Genomic DNA, 18561 nt, shown 5'->3' on the forward strand with positions numbered 1-18561 from the left:
GGACGGAAGACATGGCCCGATCCTGCGGCACTCCGGCGCCGCATGCAAGGGGGCCGGGGCGCGACCGTGTCGCCGTCCATCGGATAAGCTCGGCCCCGGGGAAACATCGGGCGAAGGTTCTATGAAGAAGTGGATCGGGCGCGTGCTGATCGCGCTGGTGCTGCTGGTGGTGGTCGCGGTGCTGGGCGTGTGGTGGCTGATGCGCGGCAGCCTGCCGCGTCTGGAGGGCGAGGTCGCCCTGCCCGGCCTGTCGGCGCCGGTGACGATCCAGCGCGACGCGAACGGTGTGGTGACCGTGGAGGCCGCCAACGAGAACGACGCCATGCGCGCGCTCGGCTACGTGCACGCGCAGGAACGCTACTTCGAAATGGACCTGCTGCGGCGCACCGCCTCGGGCGAGCTGGCGGCGCTGTTCGGCCCGGTCGCGATCGGCGTGGACAAGGAACATCGCGTGCACCGGATGCGTGCGCGCGTGACGCGCGACCTCGACGCGATCCTCGGCGACAAGCGCGCGATGGCCCAGTCCTACGTCGACGGCGTCAACGCCGGTGTCGGCGCATTGAAGGTGCGGCCGTGGCCGTACCTGCTGCTGCGTACGCAGCCCGAGGCATGGACGCTGTCCGATTCGGTGCTGGTCGGCTATGCGATGTACTTCGACCTGCAGGACGCGAAGAACGAGCGCGAACTGGCGATGTGGCGCATCCGCCCGCATCTGCCGCAAGCGCTGTATGCATTGCTCGCACACGACGGCACGAGCTGGGACGCGCCACTGGCCGGTCGCCCGCGCGGCGACGCCACGCTGCCCGGCGCGGATATCGTCCATCTGCGCCAGCTGCCGATGCAGGAAGGCCCGCGCCCGGCCGACGTGCCGGAGCGCTCCGACGTGGGCAGCAACAACTTCGCCGTATCGGGCCAGCTCACGGCCGACGGTCGCGCGATCGTGGCCGACGACATGCACCTGGGCCTGCGCGCACCCAACATCTGGTTCCGCGCGCGTCTGCGCTATCCGGACGCGCGCGCACCGGACGGCCGCGTCGACGCCAACGGCTTCACCCTGCCCGGCCTGCCGGCGCTGGTGGTGGGCAGCAACGGCCATGTCGCCTGGGGCTTCACCAACAGCTACGGCGACTGGGCCGACTGGAAGCGCGTGCCCGATTGCGACGACGACAGCTGCGCGGGCGCGACGAGCACGGTCGAGATCATTCGCGTGGCGGGTTCGGACGATGTCGAGTTCCCGGTCGACGAGACACAATGGGGCCCGATCCTGCATCGCGAGGACGACGGCAGCAGCCTCGCGCTGCGCTGGATCGCCCAGCAGCCCGGCTCGATGAACCTGGGCCTGGCCGATTTCCTGCACGCCCGCTCGCTCGACGACGCGCTGGCGATGGCCGACCGCACCGCGATCCCCGCGCAGAACCTCGCCATCGGTGACAGCCAGGGGCGCATCACCTGGCGCCTGCTGGGGCCGATGCCGCAACGCGGCGCAGGCTGCGATCCGACGCAGGTCGTCGAACCGGCGACGTGCGCGCCGTGGCCCATCACCACGGCCTCCGGCACCGCATTGCCCATCGGCACCGTGCAGCGCGTGTGGACAGCGAATTCGCGCGTGGTCGATGGCGCGCTGCTCGCGCGCGTCGGCGACGGTGGCTACGCCAACGGCGCACGCGCGAAGCAGATCCGCGACGGCCTGTTCGCCAAGGATCGTTTCACCGAGCGCGACCTGCTCGCCATCCAGCTCGATGACCGGGCGTTGTTCCTCAAGCGCTGGTGGACGCTGCTGCGCGAGCGCGACGGCGCGGCGAAGACGCCGGCGCTGCACGAACTCGCCGCCGCCGCATCGACGTGGCAGGGCCGCGCGAGCGCCGATTCGGTGAGCTACCGCGTCGTCCGCGCGTGGAGGCTCGCGGTGCACGACCGCCTGCTCGACGGTCTGACCGCACCGGCGCACGCGGCGCTGGGCGACAAGTTCGAAATGCCGAACCTCTCGCATTTCGAAGGCGTGGCCTGGCCGCTGGTGACGCAGCGTCCGGCGAACCTGCTGCCGCGCCGCTTTGCTTCGTGGGAAGCGCTGTTCGAGGACGCCGCGCGCGAAGTGCGCGATGAACTGGCGACGGACGGCCCGATCGCGAAACGCACCTGGGGCGAACGCAACACCGCGAAGATCTGCCACCCGCTGTCGCGCGCTTTGCCGGCCGCAGTGAAGTCCTCGCTGTGCATGCCGGCGGACGAGCTGCCCGGCGACAGCGGCATGCCGCGCGTGCAGGGCCCGAACTTCGGCGCTTCCGAGCGCATGGTCGTCGCACCCGGCCACGAGGCCGACGGCATCATCCACATGCCCGGCGGCCAGAGCGGGCACCCGATGTCGCCGTTCTGGGGCGCGGGGCACGACGACTGGGTGCACGGGCGGCCGACGCCATTCCTGCCGCAGGAAACGAAGTACGCGATGAAGCTCGTACCGGGCGGGACGCGCTGACACGTCTTCCGCACGGTGCGATTGCGCTGTTGAGGCTGTCATCCCCGCGAAGGCGGGGATCCATGTATCCGATGGAGTTCCGCCTTCCGGCGCGCATGACGCGTCGGAAGGTTGGGTTCCCGCCTTCGCGGGAACGACAGCACGGTGGAGTTCGGCACCCGCGCTCGCCGAATCAGGCCAGCAGCATCCGCTCGATCAACTCGCGATACAGCCCCGGCAGCCGCTCCAGGTCCGCAACGGCGACGTTCTCGTCCACCTTGTGGATGCTCGCGTTGACCGGCCCGATCTCGATGCATTGCGCGCCCAGCGGCGCGATGAAGCGCGCGTCGGAGGTTCCGCCGCCGGTGCTCTCCTCCGGCGCACCGCCGCAGTAGCGACCCAGCACCGCACGCGCCGCGGCACGCAGCGGGCCTTCGGGCGTGTAGAACGGTTCACCACCGCGATGCCAGCGCACCTGGTATTCCAGTCCGTGGCGGCGCAGCACATCCTCGCACTCGCGTTCGAGCTGCTCCGCGCGCCAGTTCGGATTGAAGCGCAGGTTGAACAACACCTGCAGCTCGCCCGGAATCACGTTGTTCGCGCCGGTGCCCGCGTGGATGTTGCTGATCTGCAGGCTGGTGGGCGGGAAGGTTTCGAATCCGTCATCCCAGCTTCGCGCGGCAAGTTCGGCCAGCGCTGGCATCGCCTGATGGATCGGATTGCGCGCCTTTTCCGGATACGCGACATGCCCCTGCACGCCCACCACCGTGAGCGTTGCCGACAGCGTGCCGCGACGCCCCACACGCAGAAGGTCACCCAGCATTGCCTTCGACGAGGGTTCGCCGGTGACGCACCAGTCGATGCGCTCGTCGCGCTTGCGGAATGCTTCGGCGACCTGGCGCACGCCGTCCACCGCGTCGCCTTCCTCGTCGGAGGTCACCAGCAGCGCGACGCGCCCCGGATGATCGGGATGCGCGGCGACGAAACGCTCCAGCGCCACCACGAACGCCGCCACGCTGCCCTTCATGTCGGCCGCACCGCGCCCGTAGAGCACGCCGTCGCGAATCTCCGGCTCGAAGGGATCGCTGTGCCACATTTCGCGCGGACCGGGCGGGACCACGTCGGTGTGCCCGAGCAGCGCCAGCGTCGGCCCATCGGACCCATGCACCGCCCAGAGGTTTTCGACGTCGCCAAAGCGCAGGTGTTCGCAACGGAATCCCGCCGCGAGCAGGCGCCGCGCGATCAGCGCCTGGCAACCCGCGTCCTCGGGCGTGACGGAACGTCGCGCGATGAGGTCGCTCGTCAGCGCGAGGACATCGCCCGCGTCGGCTGCATGCTCAACCAAGGGAACCCACCCCGAAGCGCTTCTTGAAGCCGTTGTCGCTGAAACCCTGCGTGACGGTGCCGTCGTCGGCGACCACCAGCGGGCGGCGGATCAGCTGCGGGTATTCCTTCAGCAGCAGCTTCCACTCGGCATCCGAACCGGGCGTCTTGCGGATGTCGGGCAGCGTGCGCCAGGTGGTGGACGACTTGTTGATCATCGCCTCCCAGCCACCGAGCTTGTCCTTCCATTCCACCAGCGTGTCCGGCGACTGCCGGGTGTCGCGGTAATCGACGAAGGCATAACCGATGCCGAAGCGGTCCAGCCACTTGCGGGCCTTCTTGCAGGTGTCGCAATTGCTTAGGCCGTAGAGCGTGGTCGTCATGCCGTCGCTCACTCCGCCAGCCCGCGCAGCAGCTCGTTGATGCTGGTCTTGCTGCGCGTCTTCGCGTCGACCTGCTTGACGATCACGGCGCAGTACAGCGAGTGCGAGCCGTCCTTCGCCGGCAGCTGGCCGGACACGACGACGCTGTACGGCGGCACGTAGCCGTAGGTGATCTCGCCAGTGGCGCGGTTGTAGACGCGCGTGCTCTGGCCCAGGAACACGCCCATGCCGATCACGCTGTGATGGCCGACGACGAAGCCTTCCACCACTTCCGAACGCGCGCCGATAAAGCAGTGGTCCTCGATGATCGTCGGGCTGGCCTGCAGCGGTTCCAGCACGCCGCCGATGCCGGCGCCGCCGGACAGGTGGCAATGCTTGCCGACCTGCGCGCACGAACCCACCGTCGCCCAGGTGTCGACCATCGTGCCCTCGCCCACGTGCGCGCCGATGTTGACGAAGCTCGGCATCAGCACGACGTCCTTGCCGATGTGCGCACCGCGGCGCGCGATCGCGCCCGGCACGACGCGCGCGCCGAGCTTGCGGAAGTCGGACTCGCCGAAACCTTCGAAACGCGCCGGCACCTTGTCCCAATACGGCGCGGGGTAACCGTCGACGATCTGCATCTCGTTGACGCGGAAGTACAGGAGCACCGCCTTCTTCAGCCACTCGTTGACCGTCCAGCCGCCCTTGCCGTCGGGCTCGGCGACGCGGAATTCGCCGGTTTCAAGACCCGAGATCACCCGCTCCACCGTCGGACGCGTGGAGCCTTCGATCTCGTCCAGCGTCAGCATCGCGCGGCGCTCGAACGCGCTGTCGACCATGAACTTGAGTTCGTCGACGCCCGGTCCCTTCGGCTCGGCCTTCTTGCGCACGGTCTTGCGGGCGGTCTTCTTCTGCAATGCCATTCAACAGTCTCCTTCGAGGCAGGCGAGCAACGCGTCGCGCAGCGCCTGCCGTTGCGTCTCATCGAGCGCGCCGTCGCGCCCGTTGCGGGGGTGGGTGATCTGGAACACGTCCTCGGCGCGCTCGCCGAAGGTCGCGATGCGCGCATCGTGCACGCTCAGGCCCAGGCTGCGGATCGCGTGCGTCACGTCGGCCAGCAGTCCGGGGCGGTCGGGGCACACCAGGCTGAGCATCGTGCGCGTGCCGGATTCACTTTCGAGCGTGTCGAAACCGATCTGCGGCGCGAAGCGGAAATGCTTCAGGTGGCGCGGCTGCGCACGACGCGCCGGCTTGATGCGGTCGAGGTCGCCGGCCAGTGCGGCACCCAGGCGCTGCTCGACATCGTCGGTGGAAGGCGGACAGCGCGGATCGATCGGCACGACTTCGAAACTGTCGAACACCATGCCGTTGGGACCGTCGAGCACGCGCGCCTGCTGGATCGCCAGGCCGCAGCGATCGAGCGTGGCGACGATGGCGGCGAACAGGCCGTCGCGGTCGGGCGAATGCACGAACACTTCCAATGCCCCGGCGTGCTCGCCTAGCGCACGGGCACGCACGAGCGTCTGGCCGACATCCAGGCCGCGTAGCGATGCGGCCTGCCAGGCGATCTGGTCGGGACGCCCGCGTTCGAAACCGATCTGCGGCATGCGCGCGAACAGCGCGTCCACCTGTTCGTCGCCGATGCCCATCGTCGCCAGCATGGCGCGCGCCGCGTCGCGCGTTTCGTCGGCGCGTTCGTTGCCGGCGACCGGGTGCTCCAGGCCGCGGCGCAAGGCCAGTCGCGTGGCGGTGTAGAGGTCTGCGAGCAGCCGGTCCTTCCACGCATTCCACAGCTTGGGCGAGGTGCCGGCGATGTCCGCGCAGGTCAGCAGGTACAGATGGTCCAGGCGTTCGCGATCGGCCACCTTGCCGGCGAAACGGTGGATCACCTCGGGATCGGCGATGTCCTGCTTCTGCGCGGTGACCGACATCAGCAGATGCTGGCGCACCAGCCATTCCACCAGCGCGGTGTCGGCCTGCGACAGGCCCATCGTGCTGCAAAAAATGCGCGCGTCGTCGGCGCCGAGTTCGGAATGATCGCCGCCACGGCCTTTGCCGATGTCGTGGAACAGACCGGCCAGCAGCAGCAGCTCCGGCTTGCGCAGGCGCGGCCAGATTTCGTGCGCGATGGAAAAGCGCTCATCGGCGATGCCCGAGGCGAAGCGCGCGAGATTGCGCAGCACCGCCAGCGTGTGCTGGTCCACGGTGAAGACGTGGAACAGGTCGAACTGCATGCGCCCGGAAACTTTGGCGAACGCGGGAATCCAGCGCCCCAGCACGCCCAGGCGCGCCATGCGCTCCAGCGCATGCACTGGGTGCGGGCCGCGCAGGAGCGACAGGAAACGTTCGCGCAGAGCGGGCTCGGCTTGCTGGAACGCGGGCACGCGCGACAGCGATTCGGCCAGCGCGCGCGCCGTCTGCGAATGCAGTCCGCGCACCGCGTCGTGTGCGGCCCAGACGGCGAACAGCGCGAACACGTCGTAGGCGTCGCGCGGCCAATGCGGATCGCGCGCCGCCAGGTAGTCGCGGCGCAATTCGAAGGCGTGGTCGATAGCAACAGGAGCGGTCTCGCCCTCGATCTGCTCCTCGAACCGCTGCAGCAGCCGCTCGCCGATGCGCTGCACCAGCGCGGCGCTGCGGTAGAAGCCCTGCATCATCTGCTCGACGGCCAGGTTGTCGGCGTTGTCGACGTGGCCCAGGCGTTGCGCGAGCGTCTTCTGGTAATCGAAGCGCAAGCGTTCCTCGCGCTTGCCGGCCACCAGGTGCAGGCCGAAGCGCAAGCGCGACAGCGCGCGGCGTTCGCGTTCGAGCGTGGCCAGTTCATCCGCGCCGAACTGGCCGATGGCGACCAGCGATTCCAGATCGCCCGTGCCGACGATGCGCAGGGCCATCCAGCGCAGCGTCTGCACATCGCGCAGGCCGCCGGGGCCTTCCTTCAGATTCGGCTCGAGGTTGTCGGCGGTGTCTTCGTAGCGCGCGTGGCGCAGGCGCAGTTCTTCGCGCTTGGCGGCGAAGAACTCGCGCGCCGGCCACACCAGGCTGGGGGTGATCGCCGCCTGCAACGTGTGCAGGTGCGCGACCTGCGCGATCAGCGGGCGCGCCTCCAGCATCGAGGTGAGCACGGTGATGTCGGCGGCCGCTTCGGTGCACTGCGTGGAGGAGCGCACGGCGTGGCCGACCGGCAGGCCGCCATCCCAAAGCAGCGCGACGAAGCGCGAGAGCGCCTCGGTGTGTGCGGCCTGCGCATCGGGCTCGGCCAGCACCAGCAGGTCGATGTCGGATTGCGGGAACAGCTCGGCGCGGCCGTAGCCGCCGATGGCGAACAATGCCAGCGCTGCGTCGTCGGGAATGCACGCTTTCCATGCCGCGCGCACCTGCGCGTCCATCGCGCCGGCGCGCGCCGCGAGCAGGCGGTCGATGTCGGCATCGGGATCGGCGTCGAAGGCCTTGGCCAGGCCCGCATCGACCGTGGCAATGGCGCTGCGGATCGCGGCCGCGTGGCCAGCGGCATCCTGCGCCGCCGAAGGCTCATCGACGGCGGCGGAGCGATCGGTCATAGGTCGTTGTCGTCGCCCGGCACGCGGGTGAGGATGTCCACGCCATCGTCGGTAACGGCGACGGTGTGCTCCCATTGCGCGGACAACTTGCGGTCCTTGGTAACCACGGTCCAGCCGTCGGGCAGCAGCTTGGTATAGCGCGAGCCCTCGTTGATCATCGGCTCGATGGTGAAGGTCATGCCGGGCTTGAGCACCAGCCCTTCGCCCGCGCGCCCGTAATGCAGCACCTGTGGGTCTTCGTGGTAGATCCGGCCGATGCCGTGGCCGCAGTACTCGCGCACCACGCTGAAGCGTTCGCCCTCGGCGTACTCCTGGATCGCCGCGCCGATGTCGCCCAGGGTCGCGCCCGGCCTGACGGTGCGGATGCCGCGGAACATCGCCTCGCGGGTCACGTCGACCAGCCGCTTGGCCATGACCGAAGGCGTGCCGACCACGTACATGCGGCTGGTGTCGCCGTGCCAGCCGTCCTTGATGACGGTGACGTCGATGTTGACGATGTCGCCGTCCTTCAGGACCTTGGCCTCGCTCGGGATGCCATGGCAGATGACGTTGTTGACCGAGGTGCAGACGGTCTTGGGGAATCCCTTGTAGCCGACGTTGGCCGGGATCGCCTTCTGCACGTTGACGATGTGATCGTGGCAGATGCGGTCCAGTTCCTCGGTGGTCACGCCCGCCTTGACGTGCGGGGCGACGACCTGGAGCACCTCGGCGGCCAGGCGGCCGGCGACGCGCATCTTCTCGATCTCTTCGGGGGTTTTGACGGTAATGGCCATGGCCGCATTATGGCCCATCCGAGGGCCGTTCAGGCTCAGGGAATGGCCAAAGTTGCCCGTAACACTGCGTTACGGCTACAATTCCGAGGCTCAGTGGCCGGCCCCGTGCCTGCCCCTGCCGCCCACGCCAGGGCGAGAGCGATCCGGCCCAGCCGGTCGCAGGCGAATACACACCCGCAGCCACACGTCGTGCCGGGGTGCCGGAAACCCACCAGGGAAGCCGGTTCGGCCACGAACGCTGCGGGGAGGCCCAACCCCGGAACCCCTGCCCCGGCCCTCGCCGGTGCACCGCCACCCCTTTCCCGGCGGACGGTTCCACTGCCTTGGAGTTCAAGCAATGCCCCAGATCACCATGCGCCAGATGCTGGAAGCCGGCGTCCATTTCGGCCACCAGACCCGCTACTGGAACCCGAAGATGGGTCCGTACATCTTCGGCGCCCGCGGCAAGATCCACATCATCAACCTCGAGAAGACCGTTCCGCTGTTCAACGACGCGATGAACTTCCTCTCGGGCATCGCCCAGAAGCGCGGCATGATCCTGTTCCTCGGCACCAAGCGCTCGGCGCGTGAGTCGATCAAGGAAGAGGCCGAGCGTTGCGGCATGCCGTACATGAACCAGCGTTGGCTGGGCGGCACGCTGACCAACTTCCGCACCGTGAAGCAGTCGGTGCAGCGCCTGAAGGAGCTGGAAGCGGCCGAGACCGACGGTACGTTCCAGAAGCTGGTCAAGCACGAAGTGCTCGGCCTGCGTCGTGAGCGCGACAAGCTGGAAGCCTCGCTGGGCGGCATCAAGGACATGAACCGCCTGCCCGACGCGCTGTTCGTGATCGACATCGGCCACGAAGACATTGCGATCAAGGAAGCCAAGAAGCTCGGCATCCCGGTCGTCGCCGTCGTCGACACCAACTACGACCCGGCCCTGGTCGACTACGCCATCCCGGGCAACGACGACGCCATCCGCGCCGTGCAGCTGTACGCCCGCGCCGCCGCCGACGCCGTGCTGGAAGGCAAGGCCGCCGCTCCGTCGGCCGCCAGCGTTCGCGAGGAAGACTTCGCCGAAGCCGGCGAGACCGAGGAAGGCGACCGCAAGGCTCCGCGCCGCGCCCCGGCCAAGAAGGCTGCCGGCAAGAAGGCCGAAGCGGCCGAGTAAGACCCGCGTCATGCGGCCACGCGATCCTGCGTGGCCCTACGGCGTTTTCCGCGACGGACGGGCCTGCCCGCCGTCGCGATCCGGATTCTCAAGGCGGGCCCGAGCCCGTCCTACCCTATTTTTCGAGGTACCCCATGGCTGAAATCACCGCTTCCCTGGTCAAGGAACTGCGCGAGCGCACCGGCGCCGGCATGATGGAGTGCAAGAAGGCGCTCACCGAGAACAACGGCGACATCGACACCGCGGCCGAGTGGCTGCGCAAGTCGGGTCTGGCCAAGGCCGACAAGAAGGCCGATCGCGTGGCCGCCGAAGGCCGCATCGCCGTCGCCCAGGCCGGCGGCAAGGCCGTGCTGGTCGAGATCAACTCCGAGACCGACTTCGTCGCCAAGGACGAGAACTTCATCGCCTTCGCCAACGCCGTCGCCCAGGCCGCCCTGGCCTCCGGCGCCGCCGACGTCGAAACGCTGAAGGCCGCCAAGCTGGCCTCCGGCGAAACCGTCGAGGAAGCCCGCGCCGCCGCCATCGCCAAGCTCGGCGAGAACATCCTGATCCGCCGCATCGCGCGCACCGACACCGACAACAACGTCGCTGCCTACGTGCACGGCGGCAAGATCGGCGTGCTGGTCGAGGTCAAGGGCGGCGATGCCGACCTGGCGCGCGGCCTGGCGATGCACGTCGCCGCGATGAACCCGCCGCACATCAAGGCTTCGGACGTTCCGGCCGACTTCGTCGCGAAGGAAAAGGAAATCGAGCTGGCCAAGATGTCCGACAAGGACAAGGCCAAGCCGGCCGACATCCTGGAGAAGATCATCAGCGGCAAGATCGCCAAGATCGTCAACGAGGTCACGCTGTACGGCCAGCCGTACGTGCTGGACACCAACCAGACCGTCGAGCAGGTGGTGAAGGCCGCCGGTGCCGACGTCGTCGGCATGCAGCGCCTGGCCGTCGGCGAAGGCATCGAGAAGGTGGTGGAAGACTACGCCGCCGAAGTCATGAAGCAGGCCGGCCTGGCGTAAGCCGACCGCCTCTTCGGGGGCAAAGAAAAAGGCCGCGAGCGATCGCGGCCTTTTTCCGTTTTGCGGCACCGGGGGATGGCGCCGCTGGGGGAGGGTCTGGAGAAGCCGTCCAGGGCTTCTCCAGAAGGGATCGCAGCGGCAGGGTCCGCTTTGATCCGACCGGCAGGTCCCGTGGTTCCCGCCGGATACGCACCGTCCTGGTACGCATGCACCGTGGTCGCTTACGCGACCGCCCCGGAAAAGTGCGCCATCCCTGGCGCGGAGACGTCCATATCCGTCGTCCTGATCCGGTTACGAACTCCATAACGCGGGTGGGTGGCGCCCCCCCTACCTCGCTCGGTAAGTTTTTTTGACGACCGATGAGCCGCGCGGCGCGCGGAGAGGTCTGTGAGCGCTATCCCGGCGAACGCCGGGACGGGATCATCTGCCTATCAGGGCGAGCAACGCCGGACCGGCGTCCCGCCGACGTGGCCGCAATCGAGCGCCCGCCTCAGAAACTGTAGGCGGCGCTGATCAGGTAGAAGCGACCGCGCGGATCGTCGTAGGCGATGTCGTAACCGCCCTTCGCCGGATCGTAGTTGCGCGGCTCGCGGTCGGTCACGTTGTCGATGTTCAACGACAGGCGCCAGTTCGCGAAGCCGCCATACGCGACGTACACGTCCGCCGTCGTCGACGCCGGCGTGCGGCACTTGCCCGCTTCCGCGTTGAGCGTCGCGCACGGCCTGCCCGGCGCGGCGATTTCCACCGGCCCCAGCTGATGCACGTTGAGTGCGCTCGCCCAGTTGCCGCGTAGCCATTCGATGCCCGCCAGCACCGAGCGTTGCGGCGAGCCATGCCCGGCGTAGTCCAGCGCCGGCGCAGCGGGATCGAGCTGGCGCTCCAGCTTCGACAAGTAACTCGCCGCCAGCCGGAACGTGAAGCGGCCCGCGGCAGTGGTGTCGAGTCGGTACTCCGATTGCAGTTCCCAACCCTCCACTTCGGTGCGGCCGACGTTGGTGAAGTAGTCGTTGATCGCAACCAGCTGACCCTGCTCGTCGCGCTCCACCGACAACGGGAAGGACTCCGGATCGGCCACCGCGTCGGTGGTGACGATCTCGTTGCGGCGGCGGATGCGGAAGCGATCCAGGCTCAGGTCGAACGATTCGGTCGGCGCCCACACCAGTCCCAGCGTGTGACTGCGCGAGGTTTCCGGTTGCAGGTTCGGGTTCTCGATCGCACCGTGCTCGACGATGCAGTAGTCGACGCCTTCGAAGTTGGTCGGAATGGCGCAAGGCGCCAAGCCCGGCGTGGCCTCGACCGCCGCGAACGTGCCGCCGCCGACGCTGGGGCGGCGCAGCTCGAACAGCGACGGCGCGCGGTAACCCGTCGCCGACGTCGCGCGTACCGTGAGCGTCTCCAGCGGATTCCACTTCAACCCGAACATCGGCGAAGTTTCGCTGCCATAGCCCTCGCGATGATCGATGCGCCATGCCGCGTCGGCGTGCAACCAGGTGGCGATGGGCAGGCTCATTTCCGCGTAGAACGCCGAGCTGTAGCGATGGTCGTCCAGGCGGCTCTTCTGCGCGCCCAGCGCCACGTCACCGTCGAGCATGCGCGGGTCGGGCTCGTTGCGCAGCGCGTCGCGCGACCATTCCACGCCGAGGGCGGTCTGCGTCTGTCCGCCCGGCAGCGTGAACCACGGCCCGTTGATCGCGAAGGTGAACTGATCGAAGCGCGCGTCGCCCTCCACTTCCACGCGCGGCGAAAGTGCGGCCAGCACCTCGGGCGAGTTGTCGGGCGAGTTGAAACGGTAGCTGTAATCCATCAGCGCTTGCGACAACGCGCTGTTGCTGATCAGCCCGTCGATCTGGTTGTCGACGCGGTTGCGATGATGCGAGACGCCGCCGCGCCATTCCCATTCGCGCCACAGGCCCGACAGGCCCAGGTCGAGATCGACCGTGCGCGAGTCGCTGCGACTGCGCACCGGGCCGACGTCGAAGAAGGCGTAGTCCAGCTGCGTGGGCATGTCGGGAAACAGATCGTCCGGATGCCCCGGCGGCAGCGGAATCGAGCCGTGCAACGGTGCGGCCTGCAGGCGTTGCTGCACCTGACCCAGTCGCAGCGAGCCATCGAACTCCACCGTCCCGCCCAGCGGCTGGCGCAGGCGCGCGTACACCGCGCCGCTTTCCAGCTCCGGCTGCAACGTGAGATAGCGCGGCACGTCGAGGAAGCACTGGCCGTCGGCGTCGCGCACGTCATCCGGGCACAGCGGCTGCACGATCGCCATGTCGAAGAAGCTGAAATAGCCAAGCGGAATGCGTCGATCGGCCAGGCCATAACGGCTCAGATCGGCGGTGCGCCATTGGCGATCGCTGCCCTGCAGTGCGTCGCGATGGAAGTAGTCGGCGGCGAGGAAGAAGTTGCCGCCACGCGCGGTCTCCTGTCCGTAGCTGAGCGACAACCGCCGCTGTTCGGCGTCGCCGTGCTCGGACAATCCATAGCGCATCGCGATCTCGCCGCCGGTCTGCTGCTTCTTCAGGATGATGTTGATCACGCCGGCCATCGCGTCGGCGCCGTAGATGGCCGACGCACCGCCGCGCATGATCTCGATGCGATCGACCATGGTCAGCGGAATGCCGTTGAGGTCCGTCAGCCCGCCCAGGTCGGCCGAGGCCAGGCCGTAGTTCGCCACGCGGCGGCCGTCGATCAGGATCAGCGTCGCGCGCGGCCCCAACCCGTACAGGCTCGTCGTCGCCGCAGCGGCAAACGGCTGCTGCGACTGGAAGCCACCGTCGGTCGCCACGTCCACCGGGTGGTGGCTGATCATGCCGGGCTGGTAGCTCAGCAGTTCGAACAGCGTCTGGTAACCGCTGGCCTCGATCTGCGCGCGGCTGATGCGGGTCAGCGGCGCGGGCGTCACCACGTCGATGGAGGCACGCGGGATGTGGGTGCCGGTGACTTCGACCGTCGCCAGCTCCACCGGCTCGCGCGCGGGCTCAGGCGGGGGCGGCGGCGCGACGGCAGGCGCGGGCGCGCGTTCGATCAGGAAGGCGCCGGGCGTGACCTGCACCGCTCGCAGCCCGGTGTCGCGCAGCAGCACGGACAGCGCCTGCTCCGCGGAGAGGCTGGCCTGGAGGCCGGCGGAACGCCGCTGCCCGACCAGCTCGGGCGCGTACATCACCTGCACGCGACTCTGCGTGGCCAGCGACTGCAGCGCATGGTCGAGCGTTCCGGCCGGAATGGCGAAACGGGTGACCGACGAGGGCGATTGCAGGGCGGCGGCAGGCGTCGCGGCGCATGCCAAGGACAACGCACCGACAATGGCAAGGGTGAGGCGTAACTTCCTGGCCATTCGTACGGTTACGGCGACGGGAAACCCGCACCATACGAGAGCGCGCCGGGCCGGCGCAATGGATTTTTAACGATCGCGGGCGTGCAGGACGATCTCTTCGGCGCCCTTGCGCTCCGCGCGCAGCGACCAACCACGCTCGAGCACGGCCACCAGCGCGTCCTGATCGCCGGCGTGGAACACGCCACTCACCGTCAGCGCACCCAGCGCGGGATCGGCCAGGCGCACCTGCTGCTTCGAATAGCGGTTCATCTCCGCCAGCAGTTCGTCCAGGCGACGCTGCTTGAAGACCAGATCGCCCTGCGGCCAGGCGCGCGCGGCGACGACGTCCAGCGGCGCCTTCGTACCGATCCGCCCCTTCGTGTCGACGTCGACCTGCTCGCCCGGCGCCAGCGCCGTGGCCGTGCCGCCGCCGGCACTCACGTCCACGCGTCCTTCGAGCACGCCGACGTTGACCGCGTCGGCACGATGGCTGACCTGGAACGTGGTGCCGATGTCGCGCACGGTGCCCGCACCGGCCTTCACGAGGAAGGGCCGATCCGGATCGACGCCGACGACGAATTGCGCGCGGCCGCGTTCCAGTTCCACCAGGCGCTGCCGTCCATCGAAACGCGCGGTGAGTCGCGAGCCCGTGTCGAGCAGCACCACGGTGCCGTCGGCCAGGGTGACTTCGGACTGCTCGCCCATCGTGGTGGCGAACTGCTGCGGCTCCGCCTCGGCGAAGGGCTCCTGGCGCCACCAGATCGTGGTGACGGCCAGGACCAGGACCGCCGCGGCGGCGGCCGGCACCCAGCGTCGCCACCCCACACGTGCCGGGGAACGACGCACGGCGCGCGTGGCGGCACGCAGCATCTCGTCCGAGCGCAGCTGCGCGGAGAGCATCTGCAGGCGCTCCACTTCCAGCCAGGCTTCGACATTTTCCGGCGCCTGCGCCAGCCAGTCCTCGAACGCAGCGCGATCGGCCGGCGTGCAGTCGGGCGCCAGCAGGCGCGCCATCCAGGATTCGGCTTCGCCGTCGGCGGGGTTGGACATCCGTGTGTTCATGAGCGTCCCTCGCGGTCGGCGCCCACCTGCTTCAGCCGGGAGCGAAGCAGCGACAGCGCCTTTCCGATGTGCTTCTCGACGGCTTTCACCGAGATCCCGCAGTGCTGCGCGATCTGGCTGTAGCTCATGCCGTCGATTCGGTTGAGCAGGTAAACCTGGCGGCAGCGCTCGGGCAACTGCAGGATCGCCGAACGCACCAGCGCCAGTTCCTGCTCGTGTTCGATGCGCTGGTCGTGGCTGGGCTCCAGAGAGGGCAGCCCGACGAAATCCTGGTCCAGGCTCACGTGTGCGAAGACCTGCCGGGTCGTATCGCGCCGCCCGCGATCGTGGATCACGTTGATGGCGATGCGGTACATCAGCGGCCGCAGCTGTTCGAACGGCTGGGCGCGGTAGCGCATCAGGCGGACCAGGGCTTCCTGAGCCACGTCCTGCGCATCGTCCTCGCCGATGCGGCGGCTGAGGTAGGCGACGAGCAACGCGCGGTGCTCGCGCACGAACCGGTCGAAGCCGTCGTCACCCTCGCCCATGGCGCCGGGCGCGTCCTCGTCGGGGGAGCGGTGGGGCATCATCGCGCTCACCGGCGAGCTCCTGCCGGCTGGCCCCAGGGGCGGCAAAACGAGGCCGAAGGTCGAAAAAGTCTCGAACGCATGATGGGGACCGACGGCTCCTGCAAGGTCGCGAAGATCGGCGCCGTCGGGTTCGTCCCGCTCATTCCCGCCGTCCGTACCCGACGCCGGGCGCCCGTCCTCGGGCAGCGCATGTCGCAACGATGAGTTGTAGCACGCAAGCGCCACCCATGCGGAGGCCTCGGCGGGCCCGAGGCCGGCCGACTCCATCGCGCTGGGGCTGTACGCACGTCCGTCCATGCCAGATCAACGCAGGGGGCCGCCCCTACCCCACCCGCGCCCGACGGCTCCGTTCAGGACTGCAACGCGGTTCTCACAGGGTTCGGCGCGGGAGCCGCGCTTCACCGGGTCTGGACGCCGCGCCGACCGGCAGCAGGCACCGCCGTGCGCGGTCGACCACACGCGATCCCGTACAATCCCGCCGTTTGCCCCCCACATTCCGAGGTTCCCATGTCCCAGCTCGCCTATCGCCGTGTCCTGCTCAAACTGTCCGGCGAGGCGCTCATGGGGGATGAGGACTACGGCATCGACCCGAAGATGATTGGCCGCCTCGCCCGCGAGGTGATCGAGGCCCAGCAGGCCGGGGCCGAGGTGGCGCTGGTGATCGGCGGCGGCAACATCTTCCGCGGCGCCGGCCTGGCCGCCGGCGGCATGGACCGGGTGACCGGCGACCAGATGGGCATGCTCGCCACCGTCATCAACGCGCTGGCGATGCAGGACGCGCTGGAAAAGCTCGGCGCCAAGTGCCGGGTGATGAGCGCGATCAAGATCAACGACGTGTGCGAGGACTACATCCGCCGCCGCGCCGTCCGCCACATGGAAAAGGGCCGCATCGCGATCTTCGCCGCCGGCACCGGCAACCCGTTCTTCACCACCGATTCCGGCGCGGCACTGCGCGCGATCGAAGTCGGCGCCGACCTGCTGCTCAAGGCCACCAAGGTCGACGGTGTGTACGACAAGGATCCGAAGAAGCACCCGAACGCGGTCCGTTTCGACAAGCTGACCTACGACGAGGTGATCGCCCGCAACCTGCAGGTGATGGACACCGCCGCCTTCGCCCTGTGCCGCGACAGCGACCTGCCGCTGCGCATCTTCGACATGGGCCAGCCGGGCCAGCTGCTGCGGATCCTGCGCGGCGAGAACATCGGCACGCTGGTGCAGGGCCGCAACGGCTGATCGCGCGCGACGCGCGGCGCACGCTGCGACGCGCGTTCCTTTCGGCGACGCAATCCCGTTTGCCACGCCTGTAATAGAGTCCGCCCGCCCCCCGTGCCACCATCGCACCATGGGCCACGGACATCACCACGATCACACGACGTTCAACGCCACGCGCGCATTCGCGACGGTGACGTTGATCAACCTGCTCTACACGGCACTCGAGGCCGGTTACGGCTTCGCGACCAATTCGCTCGCGCTGCTGTCCGACGCGCTGCACAACCTGGGTGACGTGCTCGGCCTGGGCCTGGCGTGGGGCGCCGCGGTGCTGGCCCGGCGCGCGCCGACCGACCGCCACACCTACGGCTGGCGCCGCGCCACGTTGCTCTCGCCGCTGGCCAATGCCGTGCTGCTGGTCGGCTTCTCCGGCGCGCTGGCCTGGGAGGCCGTGCGCCGCTTCAACGCGCCGCCTGAAATTCCCGCGCTGCCGGTGATCGTCGTGGCCGCCATCGGCATCGTCGTGAACCTGGGCGCGGCCTGGCTGGTGCGCGATGGCCACGAGTACGACCTCAACCGCCGCGGCGCGTTCCTGCACCTGGTCGCCGACGCGGCCGTCTCGCTGGCCGCCGTACTGGCGGGCGTGGGCATGTGGTGGCTGGGTTGGGAGTGGCTGGACCCGGCGATCGCGCTGCTGATCAGCATCGTCGTCGCGGTGGGCTCCTTCAGCCTGCTGCGCGATGCCTTCAATGCCGCCATGGACGCGGTGCCGCGCGGAATCCGGCAGAGCGACGTGCAGGACTTCCTCGCCGCCCAACCGGGCGTCAAGGCGGTGCATCACCTGCACATCTGGTCGCTCGGCGCGGGCGAGATCGCGATGACCGCCCACCTGGTGCGCCCGGACCAGGGCGACCACGATGCCTTCATCGATCGCCTGAACCACGAACTCGACGAGCGCTTTCGCATCAACCATCCGACCCTGCAGGTCGAACTCGGCCGCGCCTGCGAACACGACCGCCACGACCGCGCCCCGCACGGCGATCGCGCCCATCACGGGCACGACCACGATCACGCCCACTGAGGCCGCCGCGCCCCCGGGATCCCGGATCCGCCCTCCCCGCCCCCTGATGGACGTTGCCCGGGCGGGGATGCGCGGCGTGCCTATATAATCCCGCGATTACCGCAACAGGACCGGAGCCGGCGATGCTCAACGACATCAAGAAAGACGCACAGACCCGTATGGCCAAGAGCGTCGAAGCGTTTCGCCACGATCTGATCAAGATCCGCACCGGCCGCGCCTCCACCGCGCTGGTCGACCACCTCAAGGTGAACTACTACGGTTCCGAGATGCCGCTGTCGCAGGTCGCCTCGGTCGCTATCTCCGACGCGCGCTCGCTGACGATCACGCCCTGGGAGAAGCAGATGGTCGCCGCCGTCGAGAAGGCGATCCTAGCCTCCGACCTGGGCCTGACCCCGAATACCGCCGGCACGGTGATCCGCCTCAACCTGCCCGCCCTGACCGAAGAGCGCCGCCGCGAACTGTCCAAGCTGGTGCATTCGGAGAGCGAGAACGCCAAGGTGGCGATCCGCAACATCCGCCGCGATGCCAACCACCAGGTCAAGGAACTGCTGAAGGAAAAGCAGATCACCGAAGACGACGTGGCGCGCTCGGAAGTCGACATCCAGAAGATCACCGACTCGGCGATCAAGGACGTCGACGAAGTGGTCAAGGCGAAGGAACAGGAACTCATGGCGGTCTGACGGGTCAGACCGTC

At 68.6% G+C, this 18561-nt stretch carries 14 protein-coding genes; 6 read left to right on the top strand and 8 right to left on the bottom strand.

Annotated elements, in window-relative coordinates; all coding sequences use genetic code 11:
* Positions 1–121 precede the first annotated feature (121 nt).
* Complete coding sequence (locus JI752_RS02610; protein WP_216958753.1) at positions 122–2473, top strand: penicillin acylase family protein; 2352 nt, start codon at positions 122–124, stop codon at positions 2471–2473.
* A 172-nt stretch (positions 2474–2645) separates the two neighbouring features.
* Here the strand turns inward: JI752_RS02610 and dapE are convergent, their stop codons facing one another.
* The 5 genes from dapE to map are packed head-to-tail and all read right to left on the bottom strand — an operon-like array spanning position 2646 to position 8488.
* Positions 2646–3797 carry a succinyl-diaminopimelate desuccinylase gene (dapE, locus tag JI752_RS02615; protein ID WP_216958756.1) on the bottom strand — a complete coding sequence of 384 codons (1152 nt, stop codon included), beginning with the start codon at positions 3795–3797 and terminating at the stop codon, positions 2646–2648.
* Positions 3790–4158, bottom strand: coding sequence for a Spx/MgsR family RNA polymerase-binding regulatory protein (locus JI752_RS02620; protein ID WP_216958759.1), 369 nt, complete (start codon positions 4156–4158; stop codon positions 3790–3792). The genes dapE and JI752_RS02620 overlap by 8 nt, the downstream gene beginning before the upstream one ends.
* 8 nt (positions 4159–4166) lie before the next feature.
* Entirely contained in the window at positions 4167–5063 is an 897-nt protein-coding gene (gene dapD, locus JI752_RS02625) for a 2,3,4,5-tetrahydropyridine-2,6-dicarboxylate N-succinyltransferase (protein ID WP_216958761.1), read from the bottom strand.
* Positions 5064–7697 (bottom strand): [protein-PII] uridylyltransferase, encoded by a 2634-nt coding sequence (gene glnD / locus JI752_RS02630; protein ID WP_216958764.1) that lies wholly within the window; start codon positions 7695–7697, stop codon positions 5064–5066. It lies immediately after the preceding gene.
* Positions 7694–8488 (bottom strand): type I methionyl aminopeptidase, encoded by a 795-nt coding sequence (gene map / locus JI752_RS02635; protein WP_254200165.1) that lies wholly within the window; start codon positions 8486–8488, stop codon positions 7694–7696. Before map ends, glnD begins: the two co-directional genes overlap by 4 nt.
* Positions 8489–8807: 319 nt before the next feature.
* Between map and rpsB the strand changes: the two genes are divergently transcribed.
* Complete coding sequence (gene rpsB / locus JI752_RS02640; RefSeq protein ID WP_216958770.1) at positions 8808–9620, top strand: 30S ribosomal protein S2; 813 nt, start codon at positions 8808–8810, stop codon at positions 9618–9620.
* A gap of 134 nt (positions 9621–9754) precedes the next feature.
* Complete coding sequence (gene tsf / locus JI752_RS02645; protein WP_216958773.1) at positions 9755–10636, top strand: translation elongation factor Ts; 882 nt, start codon at positions 9755–9757, stop codon at positions 10634–10636.
* A 490-nt stretch (positions 10637–11126) separates the two neighbouring features.
* Here tsf and JI752_RS02650 read toward each other — a convergent pair whose 3' ends face one another.
* From JI752_RS02650 to JI752_RS19485, 3 genes are all read right to left on the bottom strand, one after another.
* A complete protein-coding gene (locus tag JI752_RS02650; protein WP_216958776.1) occupies positions 11127–13967 on the bottom strand; it encodes a TonB-dependent receptor in 2841 nt (946 codons plus the stop codon).
* A gap of 66 nt (positions 13968–14033) precedes the next feature.
* Complete coding sequence (locus JI752_RS02655) at positions 14034–14996, bottom strand: FecR domain-containing protein (RefSeq protein ID WP_216958779.1); 963 nt, start codon at positions 14994–14996, stop codon at positions 14034–14036.
* Between the two features lie 8 nt (positions 14997–15004).
* Positions 15005–15874, bottom strand: a complete 870-nt coding sequence (locus JI752_RS19485; RefSeq protein WP_345777312.1) for a sigma-70 family RNA polymerase sigma factor — start codon at positions 15872–15874, stop codon at positions 15005–15007.
* A 210-nt stretch (positions 15875–16084) separates the two neighbouring features.
* Between JI752_RS19485 and pyrH the strand changes: the two genes are divergently transcribed.
* From pyrH to frr, 3 genes are all read left to right on the top strand, one after another.
* Positions 16085–16810 (top strand): UMP kinase, encoded by a 726-nt coding sequence (gene pyrH / locus JI752_RS02665; protein ID WP_216958782.1) that lies wholly within the window; start codon positions 16085–16087, stop codon positions 16808–16810.
* A gap of 109 nt (positions 16811–16919) precedes the next feature.
* Positions 16920–17867 (top strand): cation diffusion facilitator family transporter, encoded by a 948-nt coding sequence (locus JI752_RS02670; protein ID WP_216958785.1) that lies wholly within the window; start codon positions 16920–16922, stop codon positions 17865–17867.
* A 122-nt stretch (positions 17868–17989) separates the two neighbouring features.
* Positions 17990–18547, top strand: a complete 558-nt coding sequence (gene frr / locus JI752_RS02675) for a ribosome recycling factor (RefSeq protein WP_216958788.1) — start codon at positions 17990–17992, stop codon at positions 18545–18547.
* Positions 18548–18561 lie beyond the last annotated feature (14 nt).

This window comes from Lysobacter sp. MMG2, assembly GCF_016735495.2.
In the GTDB taxonomy this organism is placed as follows: domain Bacteria; phylum Pseudomonadota; class Gammaproteobacteria; order Xanthomonadales; family Xanthomonadaceae; genus Lysobacter_J.

Excerpts from the sequence above, each read along its gene's own strand:
- rpsB (WP_216958770.1), top strand. The coding sequence starts at position 8,808 with ATGCCCCAGATCACCATGCGCCAGATGCTGGAAGCCGGCGTCCATTTC.
- JI752_RS02650 (WP_216958776.1), bottom strand. The coding sequence starts at position 13,967 with ATGGCCAGGAAGTTACGCCTCACCCTTGCCATTGTCGGTGCGTTGTCC.
- glnD (WP_216958764.1), bottom strand. The coding sequence starts at position 7,697 with ATGACCGATCGCTCCGCCGCCGTCGATGAGCCTTCGGCGGCGCAGGAT.
- map (WP_254200165.1), bottom strand. The coding sequence starts at position 8,488 with ATGGGCCATAATGCGGCCATGGCCATTACCGTCAAAACCCCCGAAGAG.
- JI752_RS02670 (WP_216958785.1), top strand. The coding sequence starts at position 16,920 with ATGGGCCACGGACATCACCACGATCACACGACGTTCAACGCCACGCGC.
- JI752_RS19485 (WP_345777312.1), bottom strand. The coding sequence starts at position 15,874 with ATGGACGGACGTGCGTACAGCCCCAGCGCGATGGAGTCGGCCGGCCTC.
- JI752_RS02655 (WP_216958779.1), bottom strand. The coding sequence starts at position 14,996 with ATGTCCAACCCCGCCGACGGCGAAGCCGAATCCTGGATGGCGCGCCTG.
- tsf (WP_216958773.1), top strand. The coding sequence starts at position 9,755 with ATGGCTGAAATCACCGCTTCCCTGGTCAAGGAACTGCGCGAGCGCACC.
- JI752_RS02620 (WP_216958759.1), bottom strand. The coding sequence starts at position 4,158 with ATGACGACCACGCTCTACGGCCTAAGCAATTGCGACACCTGCAAGAAG.
- dapD (WP_216958761.1), bottom strand. The coding sequence starts at position 5,063 with ATGGCATTGCAGAAGAAGACCGCCCGCAAGACCGTGCGCAAGAAGGCC.
- JI752_RS02610 (WP_216958753.1), top strand. The coding sequence starts at position 122 with ATGAAGAAGTGGATCGGGCGCGTGCTGATCGCGCTGGTGCTGCTGGTG.
- frr (WP_216958788.1), top strand. The coding sequence starts at position 17,990 with ATGCTCAACGACATCAAGAAAGACGCACAGACCCGTATGGCCAAGAGC.
- pyrH (WP_216958782.1), top strand. The coding sequence starts at position 16,085 with ATGTCCCAGCTCGCCTATCGCCGTGTCCTGCTCAAACTGTCCGGCGAG.